Here is a 25,764-nt window from a genome sequence, read left to right as displayed (position 1 = left end):
GCGGTGTCCGTTCCTTAGGCGGGGCTGCATTCCCCGTTATCGGCCAACAGTGATTCGAGCGTGGTCCAGTCCTGGTTCACGGCGAGCTGGTGAAGGTAATCTACCGTGATCTCGCCCTGGACGTTCTGTGCCGGCAAGACGGTCCGCGAAGGCAGCACGGTCTGCGAAGGCAGCACGTTCTGCGCCGGCAAGACGGTCTGCGAAGGCAAAGCCTCGACGAGACCGGCCCGGTCCACCTCGAGACTGCCCGCCGCAGCGGCTTCACCGGAAGCAGCGTTCAGGGTCTCCTGCACCCGCTCGTGGACCAGCGGGATATTGGGGTACGTCGAGAACAGGTCTCCGGGCTCACCGAAGTCGGGTGCGCCGATGGTGAGGCGGCCGACGTCGTGATTCTTCGCCTTGAGGGCAAGGTCGACGAAGCTGCCCAGCTGGTCACGTGGAAGATCGGTCTCCACAATCTGCGTACCCGCAGCGGCGATCTCCTGGAAGCGGGTGAGCACGGTGGCGGGATCGAGCTGGGCAATCATCGCCGCCTGGACGCACTGCTGGCGCTGGATGCGTGAGTAGTCGGTGGCGTACTCACGCGAACGGGCGTACCAGAGTGCCTCATAACCGCTAAGAGTCTGTACGCCGGGCTCAATCCAGGCCGACGGCGGGTTGTACCGCTTGGGGCTAGTGCCCGGAATCTCGGTGGACGTGATGGGAACCCAGCCGCCGGCGTCGATCCTGATGCCGCCCATCGCGTCGATGAGCTGCTCGAACCCGGCCATGTCCACGAGGATGTACGCCTGCACCTCGATACCGAGGATGCCGCTTGCTGCGTCCATCATTGCCTCAGCGCCCGGGTCCTGGGACTCCGGGTACAAATCTGCGTATTCCTGGCTGACCACCGGGTACAAGCTGTTGATGATGCATTCGTTGCCGCAGTTGTAACCGTCAGGCCAGACCTGCCAGAGCGGGGAGCCTTCGGAGAACGGTGCGTTCTGGAAGTCGCGGGGAATGCTGAAGGTGACGGTCGCCCCCGTTGCGGCGTCGACGCTGACCACCGAAATGCTGTCGGGACGGCGTCCCAATCGGTCCTCGCCGGCGTCGCCGCCCATGAGGAGGAAGTTGTACCGCCCGTCAACCGGGTCGAACGCGGGGCCGGCCTGGAAAATGTTGCCGAACGTGCTGCGACCCACGTTGAGCAGGTAGGCGGCGTAGCCCAGCCCGCCGCTGGTCAGGATCATCAGCACGGCGAGCGATGCCGCAACGGCAGGGCGCATCCCGCGGTCCAGCAGCGGCGGGCGGATGATCCGCAGGGTATTGAGGAACAGCAGCGCCCAGCCGACCGCCAGAACCACGAGCACAGCGATCAGCAGCAGGGAAAACACTTCATTGGTGAGCAGGCTCACCAGCAGAGTCCGGTTGGTCAAAGCCAGCACAACGGCGGCAATCACCAGGAGCCACACGGTGAAGGTCACGCGGAGCGCCCTGCGGCCGAGCCTGCGGTCTCCCGCAACCACCTGTGCCGCGCCGGGAAGCACCAGCGTCAGTAGAAGGAGCAGGAAGGCGCGCTTGGTACGGATGCCGGACGGAGCCGACTCCGGGTAGCGCACCGGATCAGTGAGCATGGTCCGTTCGTCAGGGCGCCCAGGGTGAATCGCCCGGCTCATGCGCCGCCTTCACTGCTTGAACCTGCGCTGACCGGGCCTTCACCCTCGCGGACTGACTCTGCGCTGCCCCGGCCTTCGCTGCCGGCGTTCCGCGCCCCGGTCCGTTCGCGCAGTTTCGCGCCCTTGCCCAGTGCGGTCTGCCGTAGTCCTGCCGCGAATTCGTTGAGCTTGTTGGAGAGCTCCCGGGCAAGCTCGCCTTCCCCGGATGCGAGGATGCGGACGGCCAGGAGCCCGGCGTTGCGCGCGCCGCCTACCGAAACAGTGGCGACCGGAATTCCGGCCGGCATCTGCACGATCGAGAGGAGCGAGTCCATTCCGTCGAGGTGCTTGAGAGCCACCGGAACGCCGATGACGGGAAGTGGAGTCAGCGACGCGAGCATCCCGGGCAGGTGCGCGGCGCCGCCGGCACCGGCAATGATCACCCTGAGGCCGCGACCGGCGGCCTCGCGCCCGTAGGCCACCATGTCTTCGGGCATGCGGTGTGCGGAGACGACGTCGGCCTCGTAGGGGATGCCGAACTCTTCAAGTGCGAGAGCGGCTGCCTCCATGGTGGGCCAGTCCGAGTCCGAGCCCATGACCAGGCCCACGAGGGCGCCGGCGGGGGAGTTGTTCACGATGTTTCCTTCCGGGGATCGCGGCCGTCCCGCAGGATTGCCGCGGCACGCTCGGCGCGTTCCCTGACCTGTGCCGTTGTGTCACCGGGTAGGGCAATGGCATTGACATGGCCGATTTTCCGGCCGGGCCGCACGCTCTTGCCGTAAGTGTGGATTTTGGCGGCGGGCTCTGCCTGCAACGCCGTCGGATAGGCACTATACAGCTCGGCGTTGTCTCCGCCGAGAATGTTCTTCATCACCACAACGCCGGAGGCGAGCGATGTGTCCCCGAGCGGAAGGTTGAGAACAGCGCGCAGGTGCTGCTCAAACTGGCCGGTCACAGCGCCGTCCATGGTCCAGTGACCGGAGTTGTGCGGACGCATGGCGAGCTCATTGATCAGGAAGCCGGGCTCGCTACCCGGCACCTCGAACATCTCCACTGCCATGACGCCCGTGACTCCAAGCTCTTCGGCAAGCCGCAGTGCTGCTTCGGCGGCGGCGCGCGCCAGGGACGGGGGCAGATCCTGGGCCGGTGCGATCACTTCGTCGCAGACTCCGTTGACCTGAATCGAGTGGACCACCGGCCAGGCGCGTGCCTCGCCCTGCGGCGAACGGGCAACGAGGGCCGACAGTTCGCGGGTAAAGGGCACCTTTTCCTCGGCGAGCAGCGCTGAACCGGTGAACCAGTCTGCTGCCTGCGCGGCGTCGTCGTACGAATCAAGAATCCGCACCCCCTTGCCGTCATAGCCGCCCCGCGGAGTCTTCAGGACCACCGGCCAGCCGGTCTGCTCACCGAAATCGCGCAGCTCCTCGACCGACGCGACAGCGCGCCAGCGGGGATTGGGCAACCCCAGCCGGTCGATGGCCGCACGCATTACCAGCTTGTCCTGGGCATGGCGCAGCGCGTCGGGATGCGGCTGGACGTTGACGCCGGCCTCCACAAGGGCACGCAGGTGCTGTTCGGGAACATGCTCGTGATCGAAGGTGAGGACGTTGACGCCCTTGGCAAACGCCGTCAGGTCCTCCAGGTCGGTGTAATCGCCCACCGGGGCATTCGCCACGGCGGATACCGCTGAAACCTCAGGGCCTTCCGCCAGTACTCGCAGTTCAAGGCCAAGTTCGACGGCGGGAGGTGCCATCATCCGGGCCAGCTGGCCGCCGCCCACCACACCAATTACGGGAAAAGTCACCCCTTCAGGGTACCTATTGCCGATGGGGTCTCCCTGCTGTGACCAGTTCGCAACCGTAGTTTCCTAGGAAAGACTCAAACTGGCTCGGTAAAATGGATGTTCGGTTGTCTTGTTGAACTGAGCTGCTGATTTTCAGTTTGTCCGCCACGCAGGCGTAGGGTTCTGCAGAATGTCCTTACGCTGTTGGCGGGGTGCCGCGCCTGCAGCATCCCGCCAAAACTTCGCTTCGGCGCAGTCTGCTACGGCGAATCGTCCCAGAGACCGGAGGGTCATGATCACCACAATTGCCGACCGGATCCGGGCTCTCGCGTCTCTCTTCTGGAGGGAACTGGCGAAGTTCGGTGCAGTGGGCGGTGTGGCGTTTGTCATCGACAAGGGTCTGTTCTGGGTGCTGATTCACGGCCCTATGGAGAACAGCGAGGTCAAGGCCCAGGTGCTCTCGGCTTCCATCGCCACGGTCTTTGCGTGGATCGCCAACCGCTACTGGACCTTCCGCCACCGCAGGCAGTCGAATGTCCTTCGGGAACTCATGATGTTCCTTCTGATCAATGCGATCGGGCTGGGCATCGCGGCCGGCTTTGTGTGGCTCGCCAAGTATCCGCTCGACATCTCCGACCGTACCGGTCTGTTCGTTGCCGGAATCGTCGGCACTGTGCTGGCAACAGCCGTTCGCTTCGTTGCCTACCGGTTCTGGGTCTTCAATGAAGAGCTCGACGCCGAACCCGCCTTCGCACACGACCACGAACTCATCCATCCCCACCCGCGCGCAACTGCACCTGCCGGCCCCGCCGAGCCTGCTGCCCGACAGGCAACCGCGGAGCCAGCAGCTAGGCAGTCAACCGAGCAGTAACGCGTTCGCCCTGCAGGAGCCGGTCGGTTACCTCGACTGCGGGGTGCACCAGCACTACGGTTCCGCCGCCGGCCCAGATCCGAACAGCGGCCGGCAGGCTGGTCAACAACGGCAGCGATGCCGGTACCAGCCAGATGCCCGGGTTTGATTCGTTGGCCTGGCTCCTGTCGGGCTGGCTCCTGTCGGGTTGACCCATGTCGGCTTGGCTCCTGTCGGCCTGATTCATGGCGGCCGAACCCATGTCGGCCTGACCCATGTCCGCCTGACGCATGTAGGCCGAATTCATCACTCCGCTGAAGGTGTAGCTCGTGTCGCCGGCACGCATGAGCTCGGCTTTGCTGTCTGCCGGATCCTCCAGATAGACGTCACCGAACGCGCGGACCGTTGCCGCATAGTCGACCGCCCCGTCGGGGAGGGTGCCGGCCCAGCGCATGTCGAGGGCGCCGGGGGCTACGAGCACCAGCAGCTCATTCTCATTGCCCGCGGGCGGTGTTTCCGGTGCGGCTTCCATGGTGAGCCGAACGTCTACCGCTGCATCGCCGTCGAGCACTGTCACTGCGCCCACCTGCCAGCTCGCCAGAGCCCAGACGAAAGATTTCCAGTGTGGCGGCATATCGACGGCGATGGTGCTGCCGGCGGTCGCATCCAGCTCCTCGATGAGCATGTTCGACGTCTTTGCCACCCAGTTTTCGAGGACCCTGCCGGAGAGTTCCACGCGTTCATGGCCGGGTCCGTACCAAATGAGCCGGGGAGCGCCGGACGCTGATCGGAAGGACTCAAGTAATTCTGAAACGCTTTGGACTGGAGCCACCGGGGGCCCGCCTTTCGGGTGGTATGCGTGTTGACCTGCGGGTTCAGTTGCACAATTGTGAGGTGCGCTGCGCGTGGCGTGCCCGCGATCCTTCAAGGGCACTCTATAAGATTCCCTTCGCCGCTTGACTCGATGCTACTTACACGCGTGTAATTAGGTCATCGGATTTGCTTCGGCGGACGGGATTTCGGGGTTTCTCAGCGACTTGCTGGAGGCACGTCTCCCACATTAGTTTCTGGCCGAAGCTGCAACACCGGGAGGCTGGTATGGGGCAAGCAGAGCACATTCAGGACCGCACGTCCATCGCGGCCCAGGCGTCTGCGCGCTACGGATCGCGCGGCGTTCCACAGGACTGGTTTGTCGATCCGGCAGATCCGGACGCTGCTGAGCGGTATAGGCAGCAGACCCAGTCGCTTGAGAACGAGGCGACCGCCTTCCTTGCGGCGCATGAGGCACTGAGCGAGGGCGCCGGCGTCGAGAATTTCCTTGATGCCGAGCCCAAGGCAGCTCCTCGCCGTCAGGCTGTGCCGGAGCGCGTTGAGCAGGCGGTCTGGATTGGTCTTCCGGGCATCGGTTCCGACTTCGACGACGAAGGCGAGCTGGGCTGGCAGGCGGACGCACTGTGCGCACAGACGGATCCGGAGGCGTTCTTCCCTGAGAAGGGCGGCTCCACGCGGGACGCAAAGAAGGTCTGCGGCTCCTGCAACGTCAAGGCCCAGTGCCTGGAGTACGCGCTGGAGAACGATGAGCGGTTTGGTATCTGGGGCGGTCTGTCCGAGCGCGAGCGCCGCCGGTTGCGAAAGCGAGCGGTCTGATTCATCCGCAACAAAGGGTCACAGCAGTTGTAGTAGCTCACAACGGCGCCGAGTATCTCCCGAACACACTCAAGGCACTCGGTCAGCAGACCCGCCCCCCGGACTTCCAGGTAGGAGTCGACGCCGGTTCAACAGATGAATCGGCGTCTCTTCTGCAACTGCAACTTCCGGTGGGTTCGCCCGTTGTCGGCGCAACCGGTCGCGGCGGATTCGGCGCAGCCGTCCGAACCGGACTAGCCGAGATTCCGGCCGGCCGCCGGTCGGAACCCGACAGCGGGATCCACGACTGGATCTGGCTCCTGCATGACGATTCCGCTCCCGAACCGACCGCACTTGAGGAACTCCTCCGCGCCGTCGAACTCGCACCGTCGGTCACCGTTGCCGGCGCCAAGCAGGTGGAGTGGGAACACCGGCGCAAGCTGGTGGATGTGGGACTGTCCATCAGCCGGTGGGCAGAGCGGCTCACCCTGATCGACGTCGACGAGCTGGACCAGGGCCAGTACGACGTCCGCAGCGACATGTTCGCGGTCAACTCGGCAGGCATGCTGATCCGCCGTGACGTCTGGGACAAGCTGGACGGTTTCGACCCGGCGCTCCCGGGCACGGGCGACGACGTCGACTTCTGCTGGCGCAACCGCCTTGCGGGCCATCGTGTGGTGGTTGCACCGGGTGCCGTCATGCGGCACGCCGGGTCGCGGGACAACCATGCAGCCACCCTCGGTGCTGCCCGCCGCGCTGAAGTGTATCTGCGCCTCAAGCATGCAACGCTCTGGAAGGTGCCGTTCCTCGCGGTCGGAGCCGTTCTGGGCGGGTTTGCCCGCCTTGTCCTGGGCTTGCTTGCCAAGGACCCCGGGTACGGAGTCGGCCAGCTCCTTGCGAGTATCGCGGCGGTGCTGAAGCCGTTCGATCTGTACCGGTCGCGGCGTTCTGCCGCCCGGACCAAGCGGCTGCCCCGCTCGGTGGTGCGGGCCCTGCGTACTGAGCGCAGGGACGTCTGGTCACACCGGAAGTCAGTGGTGGAGGCGTTCTCCGCGCGGGGAGTCGAGGATGAGTCCTTCGCGCAGAGCACGGCAGCCGAAGTGCCTTCCGGAGATGCGAATGATGACTTTGCGGCACTCGAAGGCCCCTCCCGCATATGGGCGGGTTGGGGCGCAATAGCTGCTGTAGTAGTCCTGCTCGGTATCTCACTGGTGGCGCTGCGCCGGTTCATCGGTGCGCCAGCGCTGGCCGGCGGCTCTCTCCTTCCGCTCTCATCCGACCTCGCTGAGATCTGGACCAACGCCTCGCGCTGGTGGATCGACCTTGGCGCCGGAGTCGCCGGTCATGGCGATCCGTTCAGCTACGTACTGTGGCTGCTGTCTGTACTGGGCTTCGGCAACGGCAACGTGGCCGTCGTCGTTCTGGTGCTTCTTGCTGCTCCGCTGGCGGGGCTTACAGGATGGTTCGGATCGGGTGCGTTTGTACGCAGCCGCTCGCTGCGGCTGTGGGCTGCGTTCTTCTGGGGATCGCTGCCGGTGCTGCAGGTGGCGACCGGTAGCGGACGGCTTGGCGCGCTGCTGGTGCACATACTGTTGCCGCTGGTGGCGCTGGCTCTCATCCGTGCTGTCGGGCAGGCTCCCGGGCGGCCCGGCGCGCAAACCAACGACGCCGTTGACTCCTCAACGCGTCAGCGCTCGCTCCAGCTGATGCTCAAGCCGGGCATCAACGGTGTTCCGAGCTGGACGGCAGCGGCTGCTGCCGGTTTGCTGCTCGCCGTCGTTACGGCCTCAGCGCCGTCGCTGCTTCCTTTCTTTGTGCTCGCCATTGTGGTGATCATGCTGGTTGCACGACGCCGTGCCAAGACGATCTGGTGGGCGCTCCTGCCGCCGCTGGCGCTGTTCATCCCGTTTGCGGCGTCCACTCTTGACCGTCCGAGGGCGATCCTCGGGGACCCTGGTATTCCACTGCCGTTCGACGCCGCGGCGTTGTGGCAGCAGCTGCTGGGTTACCCGGTGTCGTTCCCGTCGTTCGGCCGCCTTGCTGCATTCCCGGGGCTCTCCGAGGGGCCTTGGCCGCTTGTCGTTTCGCTGCTGGTGGGGTTGCCGGTTCTGTTGCTTGCTGCTGCGGCGCTGTTCCTGCCCGGTAAGGGGCGGGCGGCTGCGCGGGTGCTGTGGGCACTGGCCTTGCTGGCACTGCTCGGCAGTGTAGGCAGTTCGCTGATTGTGACGGCGGTCGGGTCATCGTCTCTGGTCACCCCGTTCACTGGTCCTTGGGCTTCTGTGCTTTCGCTGGCCCTGCTGGCGGCGGCGCTGCTCGGCGGTGAGTGGCTGTTGCAGCGGCTTCGGGCCGGCCGGTCCGGGCGCACCGGCCGGTCGGTCCGCGGTGCGCGGGCATGGCTGACTGCTGCGGCGCTGGTTCTGGCGCTGGGGCCGGCGACGAGCCTCACCGTCTGGCTGGTTCCCCAGCTGCGTGCCCCGGCCACCGCGGTTGAGGCCACGAGTTTCGGAACGGAGTCCGCCGTGATTCCGAGCGCCGCACGTACGCTTCCGGCTACTGCCTCGGACCGCGGGGCAGGTGGACAGCGCAGCACCACGCTGGTGATGAATGTCGACGGCGACAGTAACGTCAGTGCCGCACTCATGCGCGGCAGCGGCACCACCCTCGATGCACTCTCCCAGATCTATTCCGCACGCCAGCTTCAGGGTTCGCTCCTGGACGCCCGGTTGCGGGAGGACGACGACGCCATGGCAGACGTTCGTCGGACGGTCGCCACCCTGGTGGCCGGCACCGGTGTGGATCCTCGCGAGGAACTCCAGCGGCTTGGGATCGGTTTCGTTGTGCTGCAGGAGTCGGATTCGGCGGCTGAGGTGCTTGCCAGCCAGATCGATTCGGTTCCGGGTCTGGTATCGGTGGGTAACACGGACTCCGGCTGGTTGTGGCGGGTTGAAATGGCCGCATCAGGTAATTCGGCAGCCGAGGCGCAGGTCGGCCGGCTGCGCATTGTTGACGAGTCTGGCGCGACGTTGAGCGTGCTCGATTCCGGTGCCACTACGGCTTCGGCCGAGGTACCGGCGGGTCCCGAGGGCAGGACACTCGTGTTGGCCGAGCGGTCCGAGCCCGGCTGGGAAGCAACACTCAACGGGCAGCGGCTTGAGCCGGCGTCGACCGACTGGTACCAGGCCTACGCGTTGCCAGCTGCCGGAGGCAGCCTCGAGGTTCGGTACGTGACTGCGTGGGAACCGTGGTCCGGTATTGCCCAGGCGATTGTGTTCGGCCTGACCCTCCTGCTCGCTGTGCCGATCCCCGCGCGGCCCCGCTTTGTGCACGTTCCGCAGGGCCGGAGCCGGTCAGCCGTGCAACCCGTATCAGCCGGACGCCGTGCAGCCGTAGCCGAGGTGCCGTACTCGCGGGCTGGTGGTGATGGTGCTGGCGCTGCCGGTGTTGCCGGTGCTGGTGCGGGTGCTGGAACCGAAGCGGGCTCGGGCGCCGAGCACACGCATCCCGAGCACCCGCATCCCGACGATCCGGTTCGCGAATCGGCCATGAGCAGCGGAAGGGCCGGCAACTGAGATGAGCGCCACGAAGAAGGTCCGTGAGACGGCCGTGCCCGCCAAGCGGAGGGGCACCTGGGTGCGCGGTGCTGCAGGCATTGCGGCCGGCGTCGTACTGGTGTCCGCAACGGGCGCCCTGGCCGGGGCGAGTATTGTGCAGAATATCGACGGTGCGGCCGAAGTGTTTCCGGTGCCGACGGCAGCGGTGCCGGCGGGGGAGTACTCGGCGGTGTGTCCGAAGCCCCTGGCGTTGCTTGAGGGTGCGGTTGACGGCGCTGATCCGGAGTTCAGCCCGGTGTCCAAGACCGCTCGCAACCGCGTCAGTGCCATAACGCTCAGCGACCTGGGCGGTACCGTTCCCGGTTCGGCGATCACGCCGCTGGACGGAGGGGACCCGCTCGCGGTCATCGCTGAGCAGGTGCCCGAATCCGAACAGGATACTCCGCAGGTCAGCAATGAGGACGGCCTTACCAACCGTGTCGCAGGTGTGGCATCAGGCGAGGCGGTCGAGAGTGCGGCGGTCCTGCAGGCGCAGGCGCTTGGCGAGCAGCGGGCAACAGCCGGCGCAGGGTTCACCTACACAGCGACGGACGGGGACCTTGCGGGACTGGCAACAGCGGTCTGCCAGGTGCCGTCGAACGATTTCTGGCTTGTCGGGGCCGTCACCACCGTGGGTGCGGCGGCGGTGCTGAACCTGCATAACCCGTCACAGTCGCCGGCGACGGTGGATTTGGACCTGTACGGGTCGGCGGGGCCTGTTGAGGCACCGGGCGGCGAGGGGATTCTCATCGCTCCGGGCAAATCCGAGTCGATTGTGGTTGCCGGATTGGCCGCGAATGAGGAAAACGTTGCCATCCGTGTGCGCAGTGACGGCGGCCGGGTCAGCGGGTTCATTCAGCAGAGCGTGCTGCGTGGCCTGACTCCGGGCGGCGTCGATCTGATTCAAGCCTCAGCTCCGAGTGCTTCGTCGCAGGTGGTTCCAGGCATTCAGGTCCAGGCGCCGGACGTGGTGGACCCGATCGTGGCGCAGGAGGGTTATGCGGGTGCCGTGCCGTCACTGCAGGTTGCCGTGCCGGGTGGAACGGATGCTGTGCTGGACGTGCGGGTGTTCGGTCCCAACGGTGAGGTAGAGCTGCCCGATGGGGGAGTCGTCACTGCGGCTGCCGGTTCGGTGACTGCGATTCCGCTGGATTCGCTGCCCGAGGGGAATTACTCCGCTGTCATCAGCTCCGATGTGCTGATATCAGCCTCAGCCCGGGTAACCCGCGGTTCCGAGCCGGAGGAACCGCTCGATCTGGCTCACGTGCCGTCGGCGGTGCGGCTTGGGAACCAGCACATTTCGGTTCTGCCGGCCGGAGCGGATGCGGCGTATGTTTTCAGCGCACCCACGGGCAGGGCTGAGGTTCGCCTCACGCCGGTCACCGCGGAGGGCACGCTGGGCGAAGAGCAAGTGTTCGACGTCGCCGGCGGCACCACCGTTACTGTGCCCGCTGCCGACCTCGGCAAGGGAACGGTTGCGGCGCTGATCGGCGTTTCGGGCGACCCTACGTATGGTGTGCAGGTAACAACGCTCGACGGCGATACTCCCGGAATCTCGGTCGCTCCCATCCCGGCGGGCAGTGCCGGTCAACAGAGTGTTGCGGTGAACCTCGGGTTCTAGCGGGTCTGGGCTTTCCTGCCGTTTCCTTGCCATCTTCTTGCCATCGAGTGGGCGAAAAGGGCGTCTGCTGCGTCAGGCGCGCGACCGCCCGTACGCCGGGTCCACCGCTTCCGGTGCCATCCCCAGCAGTTCTGCCATTTGCTCGACCACCACGTCGTGAACCAGTTCGTTGGCGGGCACGTAACCCCTTGCGGTCATCTCGACGGGGTGCCGGTACAGGGTGATGGTGGCGGGCTGCTTACCGGCCGCGGGCGTGGACGAGCCCAGCAGTCCGCGGACGGTTTCGGGTGCCCGTTGTTCGAGACCGTCGGGGATCTCCAGGACGATGATCTGGACGTCCTGGATCTTGTCGCCCCACAGACGCTCAAGGCGTTGTGCGGATTCCATGACCCAGTCTTCGAAGCGTTCGGCGCGGGTGCGGGAACCGGGAAGGTGTGACGGGATGAGGTCGCCGCGCAGGCCCCTGCCGTGGCGGTCGCGCCGTCGGCTGGCGTAGCGGGACTGCCGGCCGGCCGGCTCGTCCGGTACTGCCAGGCGAATGGAAAGAGAGCTATCCCGCATGCTGAAACTCTAGTCCGAACCGGTTTCGGCTGCATCACCTGTGCAGGACACGGTAGGCTGATCAGTCGTGGGATCGATCCGGCAATGTTCGCGTTCAGCGTGCCAGCGTGCTGCTGTAGCAACGCTTACTTATGTGTACGCCGATTCCACTGCCGTGCTTGGCCCTCTGGCTACCTACGCAGAGCCGCACTCGTACGACCTGTGCGCACCCCACGCCGAAAACCTTACCGTCCCCCGCGGGTGGGAAGTGCTTCGGCTTGCGCTTCCATCGGGGCCGCCGGAACCCAGCGCGGATGACCTGGTGGCTCTGGTTAACGCTGTACGTGAAGCAGCGGCCGACCGCAGTGCTCCGGAACCAGCCGCTCCACACGGTTCGAAATCGCCGCTGACGCCGCCGCCCGGAGAGTCAGGGGCCCGTCGCGGACATCTGAGGGTGTTGCGGGACCAGTAGGTCTGATCCTTCATCCACACGGATTCTCGGTCCGGATACGCTGCGCGATACCCTTTTGGTACCGCATCACGTGTTTCAACTGTTGCAGTTGGCACGCACTCTGCATTCGGAATCCTCGAAAGGCTGCGTCCCGTTGCCCCATATCTCAACTGATCTGTTGGCCATCCTTCGGTGCCCCGTGACGGGATCCGCGCTGGTGCAGGAGGGCGAGGTGCTTCGCTCATCCGCTCCCGACGAAACGGGCAGGTTCGTGGAGTATCCGATTGATGAATCCATCCCTGTGCTGCTCCGTCCCGAACTCAGGACCGCGGAGAACATTCCCGCCGCTCCGACGCCGGCCTCAACAGCCACCACTTCCGCTTCCACAGCTCCCACCACCGCTTCCAGTGCTCCCGCTCCCACAGCCGCCGCTTCCACCGCAGAGGAATCTCCATCACTATGACGTTCGACTTCAAGGTAGCCGACCTCTCCCTGGCCGAGGCCGGCCGTCACCAGATCCGGCTTGCTGAGCACGAGATGCCCGGGCTCATGGCCCTGCGGCGCGAGTTCGGCGAGAGTCAGCCGCTCAAAGGAGCCCGTATTGCCGGCTCACTGCACATGACGGTCCAGACTGCGGTTCTGATCGAGACCCTCACCGCACTCGGTGCCGAAGTCCGGTGGGCGTCCTGCAACATCTTCTCGACGCAGGATGAAGCGGCGGCGGCCATCGTCGTCGGGCGTGGAACGGTTGAGGAGCCGGCCGGCGTGCCGGTCTTCGCCTGGAAGAACGAGTCGCTGGAGGAGTACTGGTGGGCAACCACGCAGATCCTGCAGTGGCCGGACAGCCAGCCCAACATGATTCTCGACGACGGCGGCGACGCCACCATGCTCGTGCACAAGGGTGTGGAGTTTGAAGCCGCCGGAGCGGTGCCTGCTGCGCCCAAGGAAGATGATGTCGACTACTCGCACGAGTACATCGTCTTCCTCGATGTTCTGCGTGCTTCCCTGGCCGAAGATCCCCAGCGCTGGACGCGCATCGGGGCGTCAATCCAGGGTGTCACGGAGGAAACCACCACCGGTGTTCACCGTCTGTACCAGCTGGCTGAGCAGGGCAAGCTCCTGTTCCCGGCCATCAACGTCAATGACTCGGTGACCAAGTCCAAGTTCGACAACAAGTACGGAATCCGCCACTCGCTGCCGGACGGACTGAACCGTGCAACCGATGTGCTCATTGGCGGGAAGGTCGCCGTCGTCTGTGGCTATGGCGACGTCGGCAAGGGTGCTGCTGAGGCGCTTCGTGGCCAGGGTGCACGTGTGATCGTGACTGAAATCGATCCGATCTGTGCGCTGCAGGCCGTCATGGACGGTTACCAGGTGGCAAAGCTTGAGTCGGTGCTCGCGCAGGGTGACATCTTCATCACCACCACTGGCAACAAGGACGTCATCATGGCGCACCACATGCAGGGGATGAAGCACCAGGCCATTGTCGGCAACATCGGTCACTTCGATAACGAGATCGACATCGCGGGTCTGGCTCGCGTGCCCGGTGTCGCCAAGGTCGAAATCAAGCCGCAGGTGCACGAGTGGGTCTTCGATCAGGGAACAGACCGGCAGCGCAGCATCATCATGCTGTCGGAGGGTCGCCTGTTGAACCTTGGCAATGCCACAGGCCATCCGTCATTCGTCATGAGCAACTCGTTTGCGAACCAGACCATCGCGCAGATCGAGCTGTTCACCAAGCACGGACAGAGCCGGGAAGACGGAATGCCCGAGTATGACAAGCAGGTGTATGTGCTGCCCAAGATCCTTGACGAGAAGGTCGCGCGGCTTCACCTCGATGCGCTGGGCGTCGAGCTGACTGAGCTCTCGAAGAGCCAGGCCGAATACCTCGACGTTGACGTTGCCGGCCCGTTCAAGCCGGACCACTACCGCTACTGAGCACAGCTCGTTTCGGCGGGTGGGACTTCTTCCTGTCACTCGTCAATAGCGCTACAGGTGCGGCTGAAATCGTGACCGGACTGAAGTGTGTTCGATCAGGACGGCTGAGCACGCGCGCGTAAAATTGCAACTGGACAGCAACTAGCAGGCAGGGTATGGAGCATGTCGAACTTCTCCGATGGGGATCAGCCGAGGCGACGAGGCTGGAAGATCGGTGCGCTTGTTGCCGCTGGAGTACTGGTCATCGGTGGCGGTGCCGTTGGCGCTCTTACTGCGCCGAGCTGGGCCAACTTCGGCGATGAGCCGGCGGCAGCACCGTCGTCGTCCGCTTCTTCTTCGGAGGAGCCGGAAGCAGCGGAATCGGAGGCGCCTGAAGCTGAGGAGTTCACTTTCGGTATCACGCCCACCGATGGCGCTGTGGAAGTGAATCCGGCGACGTTGCCCGAGATTCGTGCGGAACAGGCGACCATCGAGGATGTTTCGCTGGCGCCTGCGGACGGCGGCGAGCCGGTTGCGGGAACCTTCTCGGAGGACGGATCATCCTGGAAGGCTGACGGCCCGCTTGTGTTCGGCACGGAGTACGCGTTCGAGTTCATGCTGGTGGACACGGCTGGTGGTGAGCACCGGCAGCAGCAGACCTTCACCACGGTGCAGCCCGAGAATGAGGCGAACGCCTGGATGTATCCGGCGCCCGGTTCGACAGTTGGGACCGGTCAGACGATTGAGATTACGTTCAGCGAGCCGGTGATCAATAAGGACGCGGTCGAGAAGGCCATCACGATCACCAGCACGTCCGGGCAGCAGGGTGCGTTCTACTGGCTGAACGACACCGAGGTTCGCTACCGGGCGCAGGAGTACTGGGAGCCGCACAGCACCATCACCGTTGACGTGCAGTTGTTCGGTGTTGATCTGGGTAACGGCATGATCGGCAACTTCAACGACACCTGGTCGTTCAAGACCCACAACGACCGCCTGGCTGTGGTGGACAATGCCACCAAGCAGATGCAGGTCTTCATTGATGGCAAGCTTGAGCGGACCTTCCCGGTAACTCTTGGCACCGAGGAATGGCCTTCCTTCTTCGGCCTGTACACCGTGATGGAGCAGTACGAGCGTACCAAGTTCACGGCCGAGTCCATTGGGCTGAAGCCGGGCGATCCTGCCTACTACGAGCCCACTGAAGTGAACTATGCGAGCCGGATTTCCAACGGCGGTGCCTTTGTTCATGAGGCGCTTCCGGCAGCGCAGTCGATCCTCGGTGTGGCCAATGTGTCGCACGGTTGTGTGGGCATGAGCCCTGAGGGTGCCAAGTACTTCTACGACATGTTCGGGCCCGGCGACATGCTCGAGATCCGCAACACGGATACCGGTCCGGTGCAGGTTTGGGACGGCTTTGGGGACTGGAACCTGCCCTGGTCCGAATGGACGTCCCAGCAGGCCTAGCGTTCGTGCCTAGGAGCTGAACGGCAGTTTGTGCAGCTGCTCCGCGGTGCGCGAGGTGCGTTCACGCTGTTTCATGAGTCGGGCGTAGTCGCGGTCGCGTCGTTCGGAGACGATGGCGTTCAGGAAGTCTTCCGGTAGCGTTCCGGCCGGCGGAGTCGGGAACACAAATGCTGATGCTTCGGTTGCCAGGTCGACGGCGAGGCCGGCACGTGCGGAAGGTGTCAGGCGGCTTGCCTGTCCGATGAACTGCGAGATCCGGCGGGTGAGTGCGTCAGGCAACTGTGCGACGTCGGCGGTTCTGATCCAGTCCTGTAACGACGGCGGAAGCACGGCTCTCGTGCGTGTCTTCACCACGACGCGCTCGTGCATGGAATACGTGCCTGCGAGGAGATCGCCCAGCCGTTTCGAACGCTCGTTGAAGACCGCGACGAGGAAAGCGAGCGAACCGACGAGGAGGTAGATCTCCAGGACGGCGAGCATTCCGCGGATGAAGGCGTGCCGGAAGCGGATGGAACCGCCGTCGTCGCGCACTATGCGCAGTCCCATGGCCAGCCGGCCCAGTGATTTGCCTCGGGTGACTGTCTCGACCGTTACCGGGATGACCACGAGGACGAGCACCACGAGCACCAGAACGAGTGCCTGGGTGAGTGCCGGGTCGAAGGACCCTCCGATTGTGTTGCCGACGGCGACGATGACACCGATGATCAGCAGGATCTGTGCGAGCACGTCAATCATTAGGCTCACGGCGCGTGCGCCGAAGGATGCCGGGCGAAGTTCAAGAACGACTGCTTCGCCTGTGATGATCGAGCTCATTAGGTGTCCTCCCCTTGGATGGAATCAGCTTAGCCGCCGCAAGCCCATGGGTTTCGGCGGCTAAGCTGAGCGGGTGGATCTGGACGCATTCGAGGAAGTTAACCGGGCAGACTGGAACCGGCTGGATTCGCTGACGCGGCAGCGGCGGTTGCGCGGGCGTGAGGCGGACGAGCTGCTTAATCTGTATCAGCGGACGTCGACTCATCTGTCGATGATTCGGTCTGTCGCGCCGGAGAGTGCGCTGTCCAACGAGTTGTCGATGCGGCTGTCACGGGCTCGGACCAAATTCACCGGTGCGCGGTCGAATGTGCTTGAGGACATTGCGCGGTTCTTCGTGATCTCGTTGCCGGCTGCTTTCTACCGGATCCGTTGGCTGACTGTGGTGGTCGGGGTCGTGTTTGTCGGTGTCGCGTGGCTGTACGGGGCGTGGGTTGTGAATAACCCGGGGGTGATTGCTGCCCTTGGCAGTGACGAGGAGATTCGGCGATACGTCGAAGAGGACTTTGTCGACTACTACTCCGAGAATCCGGCGGCGTCCTTTGCCGGGCTGGTGTGGACCAACAATGCGTGGATTGCTGTTCAGGCTGTTGCCTTCGGGATCACCGGTATTTGGGGACCGTTCATTCTGTATCAGAACGCCCAGGGTGTTGGGATTGCCGGGGGCATGATGGCGTCCTACGACAAGCTCGACGTTTTCTTCACGTACATCCTTCCGCACGGTTTCATGGAGTTGACAGCGATTTTCATTGCGACGGCGGCTGGATTGCGGATTTTTTGGGCGTGGGTTTCTCCCGGGGCACGGACGCGTTCGCAGGCGCTTGCCGAGGAGGGCAGGTCGCTGATCACCGTTGCGCTCGGGTTGGTCCTGGTGCTGTTCGTGTCGGGGCTTGTGGAGGGCTTTGTGACGCCGAGTCCGCTGCCGGTGTGGTTGCGGATCGGCATCGGTTTCCTGGTGTTCGCGTTGTACTGGGTGTACACGCTCGTGCTGGGAAGGCGTGCAGTTCGGGCTGGTTATACCGGTGATCTTGCTGATGATGATCGTGGTGCTTCTGTGTTGACGGCGTGAGTTCTGTCTTGACGGCGTCAGTGCGCGCACCAATCATTCGGTTCCTTCGTTCACAGGTTCCGTCCCCGCACCTCTGGGTGCGCGCATCACCCATTCCGTTTTCGCTCACAAATCCGGTTCCCCGAACCCCCATCGGGTACCTAGAAGGGTGGTGGCCTGGTGGTGTAGGTCTTTCCGGCTGGTGAGATGGCCTTGATGGTTCCGGGTTCTGGTTGCATGTAATCCCAGTGCCCTTGGGTTTTGAGCAGGTGGTGTAGTTTACATAGGCAACAAAGATTGTCGTGGTTAGTACATCCGCCCTGATGCCATGGGATCGTGTGGTCGATCTTAGTTGCCATCGCGGCTCGATTGCAGCCGGGATGCCTGCAGGTTTTATCCCGGACCCGGACCCAGTCCTGAAGATGTTTCGGGGGCCGATAGGTGGTTCGGCCGATGGAAAGTGCAGTGCCCTCCTCCGGATGGATAAGGATTCGGGTGAAGGATGGCGCGTGTCCCGCCAATCGCGCTGCTGTTTCCGGGTCGATCGGTCCGTAGCCTTCGAGGACTGCGTAATCGCCCTGCTTCAAGGTTCCGCCAGCCGGATCGCCAGTGCTTGGCCCGCGGCGGCTGCGGAATTCACCGCCAGGCCTGCTACCGCCTGAGTGAGCGTCAGCACCGAAGTCGGATCGATCTTCACAATCAGCACTTGGTAGCTGGTCGAGGAGAGTGAGCACGGGACGGTGATGTGGACGGTCGCTCCGATGCCCCTGAACCCGGTGCCGGTGTCGATGTTCCCGGCACAGGTGTGAGTGAGCAGGTCGGTGAAGACATCTGCACGAAGTTGGGTGAGGGTTCGTGGCTCCTCTGGCGTCTGGAGTCCGCGGGCTCCAGCGTCGAGCCGGTTGTAGATTCCGCACGCCTGTTCAGCCGGAAGGTAAGCGCTCAGCCACGCCATCCCATCCGTTCCCGTTTCGAGGATCACACGACGTTCGGCTGTGGCACGGATTTTGCGGACCGGTGCGGCTTCCGGATGGAGGATCTCTCGCAGACCACGAGCCTTACGGGTCAGTTTCGGAACAGTGGTCTGCTCGGCAGTCTCGATAAGATCCTGCTCGAATTGAGCCACAGAATTGGCCGGGACACCGACACATTCATCGACAATCGTCGTCGCGTGCCGCCACGAGAGTTTGCCCGATTCCATGCTGGCCATGACCGGCTCGTGGTGGTTGACCAGCACCCGGCACTGTTCGACGAGGGTTTTCGCTGCCCGCGACGGTAGCCGCAGCAGGGCGCCGACCTCCTCGGAAACGAGCGACATCACGAAATCGTCGTGATCTGCACCATGATCTGCGCTGGCTCCGCCGGCTGCGTAGGCTCCATCACTTGCGTTGGCTCCGTGCTCGGGGGCGGGCTGGGCCTCGAGTTCATAGAGCTCCCGGATGCGGTCAACGAGCCGGGCCTTCTGCGCCTCGGCCCAGCATTGAAGCTCGTTCAACCGTTCCAGAGTCTCGACCGCGTCAGTAAGTGACTCCAGCTCACTGGTCGGGGACAGTTCAACGACACCCCAGGGACCCGCAGGGGCAGGCTCATCGGTACCTTCCCAAACCTGACCCGCGAATACGCCACTGAAGGGAACCTTTGTCCAGTCCGTATCTTCGGTCCACGACGGATCCCGCCAAGAGGAATTAGCGCCGCTGGTACCTGCCGAGGAATCAGCGCCGGCGGAGTCTGTCCAGGAAGTTCCCGAACCGGGGGATTTTGTCCGGGAAGAGCCGGCACCGGGGGAGTCTGTCCAGGAAGAGGCGGGACCGGGGGAGTCTGTCCAGAAAGCGCCCGCACCGGAGGCGCCGGCAGTGCCGGTACCTGCTGCGAACCCCTCGGTAAACCTCATAACCCAACTCCATCACCCGGCTCTGACAAAACCGCATCGGATGCTAAGCCGTGCGGTTATGCCCACAGCGAACAGCTGCGAGCGGAGAAGCATCGACAGTTTGGGTCGTGCGCGAGGGGGGACGACACTCACGGCGAACACGGGACGAGGGGGGACGACACTTACGGCGAACACGGGACGAGGGGGGACGACACTCCGGTCGAACTCGGGGGCGCGGAGATTGCTCTCCCGGCGAACACGGGCCAAGCGGATGGAACTGTTATCGGCAGGAGAGCTATAACGGCGTGGCCCGCAGCAGTCGGGTCAGTGGTCACGAGTACTGTCGTAGGTAGGAATTCCATGCAAGGAGACAGTCGTGGCTGACAAAGCTGAGAACGAAAACCAGGGTGCACCAGCAGGCGGAGAACGTCGAGCAGCGCTGCGCTCGGACGAGACCGGCGGCGGCTCAACGCGCGTTCGTGAAAGCAATTTCCCGATGCGGAAGGCCAGCACCCTTCCCGACGTGTCGGCCTACAGTGCGATCGACGACAGCGACACCCCGGCTGAGCCAGGGAGACTCGGAACCGACGACTCACGTACCTCGGCAGAGACAGTATCCGCCGAGATTAAGCCTGACGAGTCCAAGTTTCCTGCGATTGAGCAAGGCGAGACTGAGTCCGGTAAGACTGAGCCCGGTAAGACTGAGCAAGGCGAGACTGAGTCCGGTAAGACTGAGCCCGGTAAGACTGAGCAAGGCGAGACCGAGCCCGACAAGGCCGAGTTTGACGAGACTGCGCCCGGTAAGACTGAGCAAGGCGAGACCGAGCCCGTCGAAGCTGAGTTTGGCGAGACCGAGCCCGGCAAGGCGGAGTTTGGCGAGACTGAACCTAGCGAGCCTGGACCAGGTAAGACCGAGCAAGGCGAGACCGAGCCCGGCGAGCCTGGACCCGGCAAGACTGAATTCAGCAACGCAAGCCCAGCCGAAACCCGTGACCAGGTCGCGTCGAAAGAAGCCGGAGAAGATTACTCGCCTGCTGATCACACCACCGCCGATCCTGCTTCGCTAGCGACCCAACAGATCGCAGCGACCCCAACGGGCGCAGCAGGGAGCCCAACCGGCTCAACCGCGACGCCAACCGGCTCAACCGCGACCTCAACCGGCTCAACCCAGGCTCGTTCCACTGGCAGCGACTCAGTCCACGGCAGCACAACTGCGGCGCATCCGGTCCAACCCCGATCGAACAGAAGGGCCGACGACGACGCCAGCCCGGACACCTCGACACTCACCATCCGACCCCCTGAAGATGACGTCAACCGCCGCGCAACTCAGCGTGATGCGGCCGCTGCTGCCAAACCGTTGTTGCCACGCATCCTGCAGGTCCTGGTCGCGGTGTTCTTTCCTGTGATCCTGCTGGCTGCAGCGGTTCGGGCGGTCACCACACCGCTGTTCCTGTGGGCCGAATACCACCGCCCCGGCTTCCCGGCCGACAGCTACGGGTTCAGCACAGAGGACCGGATGACGTACGGCTCGTACGCCATGGATTACATTCTCAACTGGGCTCCGGCCCGCTTCCTGGGCGACCTCGTCAACACCGACGGCGACCAGCTCTTCCTCGACAGCGAAGTCGGCCACATGGCTGACGTGAAGGGCGTGCTCTCGACTGGTTTCGTCGTCGCAACCGTGCTCGCTCTCCTCGCGATCGCAGCCTGCGTCTACCTGGCACGCCGCTACCCGGGAGGCATTCGGCGGGCACTGTTCGCAGGCGCTGTCGCCACTCTCGTACTCGCGATAGCCCTCGCTGTAGCCGGGGTTCTGGCTTGGGAAACGTTCTTCACACAGGTCCACGCCCTTTTCTTTGCCGACGGTACCTGGACCTTCCGCCTCGACGACACCCTCATCCGGCTCTTCCCGGCCCAGTTCTGGATCGATGCCGCCGCAACAGTCGGCGCCATCGTACTGATCGGCGCTGTGCTGACCCTCTTCTTCACCTGGCCCACCAAAGCTCGCCGCGAAAAGTCAGCACACGCCTACGCAGCCCGTCGCGCCAACAGCGGAATCTAACTCACGACGACTGAGGCACAGCGCGACGGCGCCACCCAGCTAGGGGAGCAGCGGCACGATGACGGAACAGGCACAGCGCGACGGTGCCCCCCCAGTTACGGCAGTCGAGCACGACGCCGGCCCAGGCACGGCGCGACGGTGCCACCCAGCTACGGCAGCCAAGCACAACGACGACGGCGGCACGCAGTTAGCGCAACGGATAGCCACCCAGCGCACGACGACACCGGATCAGATCCAGCTGGGCATCCACATGCGCAGCCGCCATTGGTTGTACGGGATGGTCTCAGCCGTCCAGATGGGCAGGAAGAACGCCGACACCAGGACCGTCAGTACAACGAACCCGCCCACGAGCACGATACCCATCCGCCGCCGCGACGGAGGGTCGCTCCCTCGACCCAGAACCAGCCCCAGCACGTAAACGAGTGCGAGGACGAGGAACGGCTCGAACACGATCGAGTAGAAGAAGAACATAGTGCGGTCGGGAAACAGGAACCACGGCAGATACCCGGCCGCGACGCCCGCGAGAATGGCACCTGCCCGCCAGTCTCGCCTGCCGACCCAGAACAACAGCAACACAAGCAGCGACAGTGCAGCGCCCCACCAGATCAGCGGGTTTCCCACCACACTAACGGCCTGCGAACAATCCGAAGCACCGCAGGTCAGCCCATCCGACTGGTAGTGGAACGACGTAGGCCTGCCCATCACCAGCCACGTCCAGGCGGTGGCCTCATACGGGTGCTCCGAGCTGAGCCCCTCATGGAAGGTGTACGCACTGCGGTGGTACTCGGCCAGCGAGCGCAGCGGACCGGGAACCCAATCCCACAGGGGGTCCGGATTGTTGGCAGCCCACTGGCGGTCGTATGCATCGGAGGATAGAAACCAGCCGGTCCACGACGCCAGGTAGGTCAGCAGAGCCACCGGAACGATCGAAATGAACGCCTGCAGACCATCACGGAGGACTGCGCCACGCACCCAGCGCCGAACGCCCACCGCACGCCGGGCCGCCATATCCCACAGCACGGTCATCAACCCGAACACCGCAATGTAGGGCAACGCCGACCACTTGGTACCAAGCGCCAGTCCGAGCGCCACCCCCGCCGCAATCCGCCACGGCCGCAATCCCAGCCACGGCCCGTACAGCAACTGCTCGCGCGTCGGCTGACCGCGCTCCCGGGCCAGGCCGGCCATCAAGCCAGCCAACCGCCGTCGTGCCCAGTTCCGGTCCAGCACCAGCAGCGCAAAGGCGACCAGCACCCAGAACATGAGGAAGACGTCCAGCAACGAGGTCCGTGAATGCACGAGATGATGCCCATCGACGGCCAGAAACAGCCCCGCAATGCCGCCCAGCACCACTGAGCCGAATAGCCGCTGCGCAACGAGCGCCAGGATGAGGATCGACAGCGTACCCACCACCGCCGCCGTGAACCGCCAGCCAAACGGATTCGACGGCCCGAACAGCAGCATCCCAAACGCAATCATCCACTTTCCGACCGGCGGATGAACCACGTAATCCGGCGTCCCGAGGATCACTCCGGGATTGCCCGCGTTGAAAGATTCGTCCGCGTCCTCGGGCCACTCGCGCTCATAACCGGACTGCAGGTAGGAGTAGGCGTCTTTGACGTAGTACGTCTCGTCGAACACCAGCGTTTCCGGCTCGCCCAACCGGACAAAGCGCAGCACTCCGCCGATCAGTGCCACCAGCACCGGCAGCAACCAACCCCATATTCCAAACGGAAGCTGCTCGCCCAAGAGACGCCGCAGTAAAACCCGCTCGGAGAAGGCAGTACGCGCCGAAACGACCCACTGCCGCTTAGACCCCTCGCGGAGTGCGGCAGCTGTGGTGGTTTGGCTCACTGAATCATCGTACCGAGCAGCCCTGACAGTTCCGTGAGCGGCCCGAACACCGGGGACAAAACCAACTAGGCTGAACCAGTGACGGAAGAAACCCAGTGACGGAAACCCAGTGACGGAAGAAATCGACGACGACGGCGGCAGCCTCCTGTCCGAAAACCTCCTCCCCGATGCCGCTACAGCGGGAAACGGCAGCATCGTGCTGGCCGCAACCCCGATCGGAAACATGGGCGACGCAACGTTCCGGCTGGTGTCCCTCCTCGAATCCGCGGACATTATCGCCGCTGAAGACACCCGTCGCCTGCAACGGCTCATCCGCTCACTCGAGGTGACACCCCGAGGCAGGACGCTCAGCTACCACGAGCACAATGAAGCCTCCCGCACGCCCGAGCTGCTGGATCTCGTGCAGGCTGGCGCAACCCTGCTGCTGGTGACCGACGCGGGCATGCCGTCGGTTTCTGACCCCGGCTTCCGGCTCGTCGAAGCCGCAGCCGAACGCGGCATCACCGTGACCGTGGCCCCCGGACCGTCCGCAGTACTGACCGCCCTCGCCCTGTCCGGCCTGCCCACTGACCGCTTCTGCTTCGAGGGGTTCCTTCCCCGCAAAACCGGCGAACGCGCCGCACGCCTGGCCGAACTGCGCACAGAACGCCGCACCATGGTGTTCTTCGAGGCACCTCACCGGCTCGAAGCCATGACGCGAGCGCTGCACCAGGAATTCGGTCCCGAGAGGCCCGCCTGCATTACCCGCGAACTCACCAAACGCTACGAAGAGGTGATCCGCGGGCCGCTGCAGCACCTGCTTGAGTGGGTGGAAGGCAAGGAGGTCCGGGGGGAGATCGCCGTCGTCGTCGGCGGTGCACCGGAAGATCAGGCGAGTGCACCGGAAGACCACGTCCACGCAGTCAACGAGCTGATGAGCCAGGGGCTCCGGCTCAAAGAGGCTGTGGCTGCCGTCGCCGAGGACAAGAGAATCAGCAAGCGCGAGCTGTACGCCGCGGTGGTGGCCGCAAGGACGTAGAGCCAAGCGGCTGTGCACTGCAACAGCGGATCCGGGAACCCGTGGTGCAGATTTGTATGGACAGGCCCCAAAACGCCGCACTAGCGTGAGAGCCGGAACACACGAGAAGTACCCGTCGATCGAAAAGGCTCCCGGATGACTATCACCGCCCAGCGCGAACAAGACCTTCTGTCCTCGGTCCCCACCGGTCTGCTGATCGGCGGCGAGTGGCGCGACGCGTCGAACGGCAAAACGTTCGACGTCGAGGACCCGGCCACAGGCAAGACGCTGCTCACCATCGCCGACGCCAGCCCGGAAGACGGCAAGGCCGCCCTCGACGCCGCCGTCGCCGCACAGGACGCGTGGGCCAAGACCGCACCCCGCGAGCGCGGCGAAATCCTGCGCCGCGCCTTCGAACTCGTCACCGAACGCGCCGACGACTTCGCCCTCCTCATGACCCTGGAAATGGGCAAGCCCCTCGCCGAAGCCAGAGGCGAGGTCACGTACGGCGCCGAGTTCCTCCGCTGGTTCTCCGAGGAAGCCGTTCGCATGTCCGGCCGCTACTCCACAGCTCCGGACGGCAAGTCGCGCATCCTGGTCAACAAGAAGCCCGTCGGCCCGTGCCTGCTCATCACCCCGTGGAACTTCCCGCTCGCGATGGCAACGCGCAAGATCGCCCCCGCAGTCGCCGCCGGCTGCACCATGGTGCTGAAGCCTGCAAACCTGACTCCGCTGACGTCGTCGTTGTTTGCCAAGGTCCTCGAAGAGGCAGGCCTGCCCGCAGGCGTACTCAACATCGTCCACACCTCCGACGCGGGCGGCGTCACCGGACCCCTCATCAACGACAGCCGCTTGCGCAAACTCTCCTTCACGGGCTCGACGCCGGTTGGTCGCCGCCTGCTGGCCGACGCCTCTAAAAACGTCCTGCGCACCTCGATGGAGCTCGGCGGCAACGCACCGTTCCTGGTCTTCGAGGACGCTGACCTGGACAAGGCAGTCGAGGGCGCCATGGCCGCCAAGCTGCGCAACATGGGCGAGGCCTGCACCGCAGCTAACCGGTTCATCGTGCACGAGTCCGTCGCCAAGGACTTCGCCGACAAGCTCGCCGCCCGCATGAAGGACGTCACCCCGGGCCGCGGCACGGAGGACAGCTCGAAGCTGGGCCCGCTGATCGACGGCAAGAGCCGCGACAACGTGCACTCCCTGGTGAAGGAGGCGGTCGACGACGGCGCTCAGGTCCTCTCTGGCGGCTCACCGATGGACGGCCCCGGCTACTTCTACCCGGCGACGGTCCTCACGGATGTGCAGTCCGGTTCCCGGATCCTGCAGGAGGAAATCTTCGGCCCGGTAGCGCCGATTGTCACCTTCTCCACCGAGGACGACGCCGTCCGGCTGGCCAACAACACCGAGTACGGACTCGTGGCGTACGTTTTCACCCGCGACCTGAACCGCGGGCTGCGGATGGGTGAGCGGCTGGACACGGGCATGCTTGGCCTCAATGCGGGCGTCATCTCGAACGCGGCGGCTCCGTTCGGCGGCGTGAAGCAGTCGGGGCTCGGCCGTGAAGGCGGGTACGAGGGCATCGAGGAGTACCTGTACACGCAGTACGTGGGCATCGCAGACCCGACCGCGAGCTGAGACCCCACCCGT

General features: G+C 64.4%; 20 protein-coding genes. 12 read left to right on the top strand and 8 right to left on the bottom strand.

Going from position 1 to position 25,764, the window contains the following annotated elements; translation table 11 throughout:
• Positions 1-14: 14 nt before the first annotated feature.
• The 3 genes from Q0877_RS11245 to Q0877_RS11235 are packed head-to-tail and all read right to left on the bottom strand — an operon-like array spanning position 15 to position 3,390.
• Positions 15-1,655 (bottom strand): LCP family protein, encoded by a 1,641-nt coding sequence (locus Q0877_RS11245; protein ID WP_299167806.1) that lies wholly within the window; start codon positions 1,653-1,655, stop codon positions 15-17.
• Positions 1,652-2,230 (bottom strand): 5-(carboxyamino)imidazole ribonucleotide mutase, encoded by a 579-nt coding sequence (gene purE, locus Q0877_RS11240; RefSeq protein WP_299167829.1) that lies wholly within the window; start codon positions 2,228-2,230, stop codon positions 1,652-1,654. Before purE ends, Q0877_RS11245 begins: the two co-directional genes overlap by 4 nt.
• A gap of 35 nt (positions 2,231-2,265) precedes the next feature.
• Positions 2,266-3,390: a 5-(carboxyamino)imidazole ribonucleotide synthase gene (locus tag Q0877_RS11235; RefSeq protein ID WP_299167826.1), complete on the bottom strand. Its 1,125-nt coding sequence runs from the start codon at positions 3,388-3,390 to the stop codon at positions 2,266-2,268.
• 319 nt (positions 3,391-3,709) lie between these two features.
• Here Q0877_RS11235 and Q0877_RS11230 point away from each other — a divergent pair, with 319 nt between their 5' ends.
• Positions 3,710-4,288 (top strand): GtrA family protein, encoded by a 579-nt coding sequence (locus Q0877_RS11230; RefSeq protein ID WP_299167805.1) that lies wholly within the window; start codon positions 3,710-3,712, stop codon positions 4,286-4,288.
• On the opposite strand, the gene Q0877_RS11225 is transcribed toward Q0877_RS11230, so the two are convergent.
• Positions 4,266-5,099, bottom strand: a complete 834-nt coding sequence (locus tag Q0877_RS11225; RefSeq protein WP_299167803.1) for a TIGR03089 family protein — start codon at positions 5,097-5,099, stop codon at positions 4,266-4,268. The two genes, Q0877_RS11230 and Q0877_RS11225, sit on opposite strands and share 23 nt — an antisense overlap.
• Before the next feature lie 266 nt (positions 5,100-5,365).
• On the opposite strand from Q0877_RS11225, the gene Q0877_RS11220 reads away from it, so the two are divergent.
• The 3 genes from Q0877_RS11220 to Q0877_RS11210 are packed head-to-tail and all read left to right on the top strand — an operon-like array spanning position 5,366 to position 11,104.
• A complete protein-coding gene (locus Q0877_RS11220; protein ID WP_299167801.1) occupies positions 5,366-5,914 on the top strand; it encodes a WhiB family transcriptional regulator in 549 nt (182 codons plus the stop codon).
• Positions 5,860-9,462 (top strand): glycosyltransferase, encoded by a 3,603-nt coding sequence (locus tag Q0877_RS11215; RefSeq protein WP_367182169.1) that lies wholly within the window; start codon positions 5,860-5,862, stop codon positions 9,460-9,462. Before Q0877_RS11220 ends, Q0877_RS11215 begins: the two co-directional genes overlap by 55 nt.
• 1 nt (position 9,463) lies before the next feature.
• Positions 9,464-11,104, top strand: coding sequence for a DUF5719 family protein (locus tag Q0877_RS11210; protein WP_299167800.1), 1,641 nt, complete (start codon positions 9,464-9,466; stop codon positions 11,102-11,104).
• A 72-nt stretch (positions 11,105-11,176) separates the two neighbouring features.
• On the opposite strand, the gene Q0877_RS11205 is transcribed toward Q0877_RS11210, so the two are convergent.
• A complete protein-coding gene (locus Q0877_RS11205) occupies positions 11,177-11,665 on the bottom strand; it encodes a metallopeptidase family protein (protein WP_299167799.1) in 489 nt (162 codons plus the stop codon).
• Positions 11,666-11,732: 67 nt separating this feature from the next.
• Between Q0877_RS11205 and Q0877_RS11200 the strand changes: the two genes are divergently transcribed.
• From Q0877_RS11200 to Q0877_RS11185, 4 genes are all read left to right on the top strand, one after another.
• Positions 11,733-12,116 (top strand): DUF3499 domain-containing protein, encoded by a 384-nt coding sequence (locus Q0877_RS11200; RefSeq protein ID WP_299167797.1) that lies wholly within the window; start codon positions 11,733-11,735, stop codon positions 12,114-12,116.
• A gap of 178 nt (positions 12,117-12,294) precedes the next feature.
• Complete coding sequence (locus Q0877_RS11195) at positions 12,295-12,558, top strand: hypothetical protein (RefSeq protein WP_299167795.1); 264 nt, start codon at positions 12,295-12,297, stop codon at positions 12,556-12,558.
• A complete protein-coding gene (gene ahcY, locus Q0877_RS11190; protein WP_299167793.1) occupies positions 12,555-14,033 on the top strand; it encodes an adenosylhomocysteinase in 1,479 nt (492 codons plus the stop codon). The genes Q0877_RS11195 and ahcY overlap by 4 nt, the downstream gene beginning before the upstream one ends.
• A 162-nt stretch (positions 14,034-14,195) precedes the next feature.
• On the top strand, positions 14,196-15,473 hold the full coding sequence (locus tag Q0877_RS11185; RefSeq protein WP_299167790.1) for an Ig-like domain-containing protein: 1,278 nt from the start codon (positions 14,196-14,198) through the stop codon (positions 15,471-15,473).
• A gap of 9 nt (positions 15,474-15,482) precedes the next feature.
• On the opposite strand, the gene Q0877_RS11180 is transcribed toward Q0877_RS11185, so the two are convergent.
• Positions 15,483-16,286, bottom strand: a complete 804-nt coding sequence (locus tag Q0877_RS11180) for an RDD family protein (RefSeq protein ID WP_299167788.1) — start codon at positions 16,284-16,286, stop codon at positions 15,483-15,485.
• Positions 16,287-16,359: 73 nt separating this feature from the next.
• Here Q0877_RS11180 and Q0877_RS11175 point away from each other — a divergent pair, with 73 nt between their 5' ends.
• On the top strand, positions 16,360-17,352 hold the full coding sequence (locus Q0877_RS11175) for a stage II sporulation protein M (RefSeq protein WP_299167785.1): 993 nt from the start codon (positions 16,360-16,362) through the stop codon (positions 17,350-17,352).
• Positions 17,353-17,914: 562 nt separating this feature from the next.
• Here Q0877_RS11175 and Q0877_RS11170 read toward each other — a convergent pair.
• Entirely contained in the window at positions 17,915-19,222 is a 1,308-nt protein-coding gene (locus Q0877_RS11170) for a DUF222 domain-containing protein (RefSeq protein WP_299167783.1), read from the bottom strand.
• Positions 19,223-19,577: 355 nt separating this feature from the next.
• Here Q0877_RS11170 and Q0877_RS17110 point away from each other — a divergent pair, with 355 nt between their 5' ends.
• Positions 19,578-21,263 carry a DUF1461 domain-containing protein gene (locus tag Q0877_RS17110; RefSeq protein WP_367182167.1) on the top strand — a complete coding sequence of 562 codons (1,686 nt, stop codon included), beginning with the start codon at positions 19,578-19,580 and terminating at the stop codon, positions 21,261-21,263.
• Between the two features lie 228 nt (positions 21,264-21,491).
• On the opposite strand, the gene Q0877_RS11160 is transcribed toward Q0877_RS17110, so the two are convergent.
• On the bottom strand, positions 21,492-23,024 hold the full coding sequence (locus Q0877_RS11160; protein ID WP_299167820.1) for a dolichyl-phosphate-mannose--protein mannosyltransferase: 1,533 nt from the start codon (positions 23,022-23,024) through the stop codon (positions 21,492-21,494).
• Positions 23,025-23,262: 238 nt separating this feature from the next.
• Here Q0877_RS11160 and rsmI point away from each other — a divergent pair, with 238 nt between their 5' ends.
• Positions 23,263-24,135: a 16S rRNA (cytidine(1402)-2'-O)-methyltransferase gene (gene rsmI, locus Q0877_RS11155; protein ID WP_299167817.1), complete on the top strand. Its 873-nt coding sequence runs from the start codon at positions 23,263-23,265 to the stop codon at positions 24,133-24,135.
• Positions 24,136-24,270: 135 nt separating this feature from the next.
• Positions 24,271-25,752 (top strand): NAD-dependent succinate-semialdehyde dehydrogenase, encoded by a 1,482-nt coding sequence (locus tag Q0877_RS11150; RefSeq protein WP_299167781.1) that lies wholly within the window; start codon positions 24,271-24,273, stop codon positions 25,750-25,752.
• Positions 25,753-25,764: the final 12 nt, after the last annotated feature.

Origin of the sequence: uncultured Arthrobacter sp. (assembly GCF_947495145.1) — a bacterium.
Classification (GTDB): domain Bacteria; phylum Actinomycetota; class Actinomycetes; order Actinomycetales; family Micrococcaceae; genus Arthrobacter_D.
Note: the sequence above shows the minus strand (reverse complement) of the source record. Positions and strands in the feature narration are given on the sequence as shown.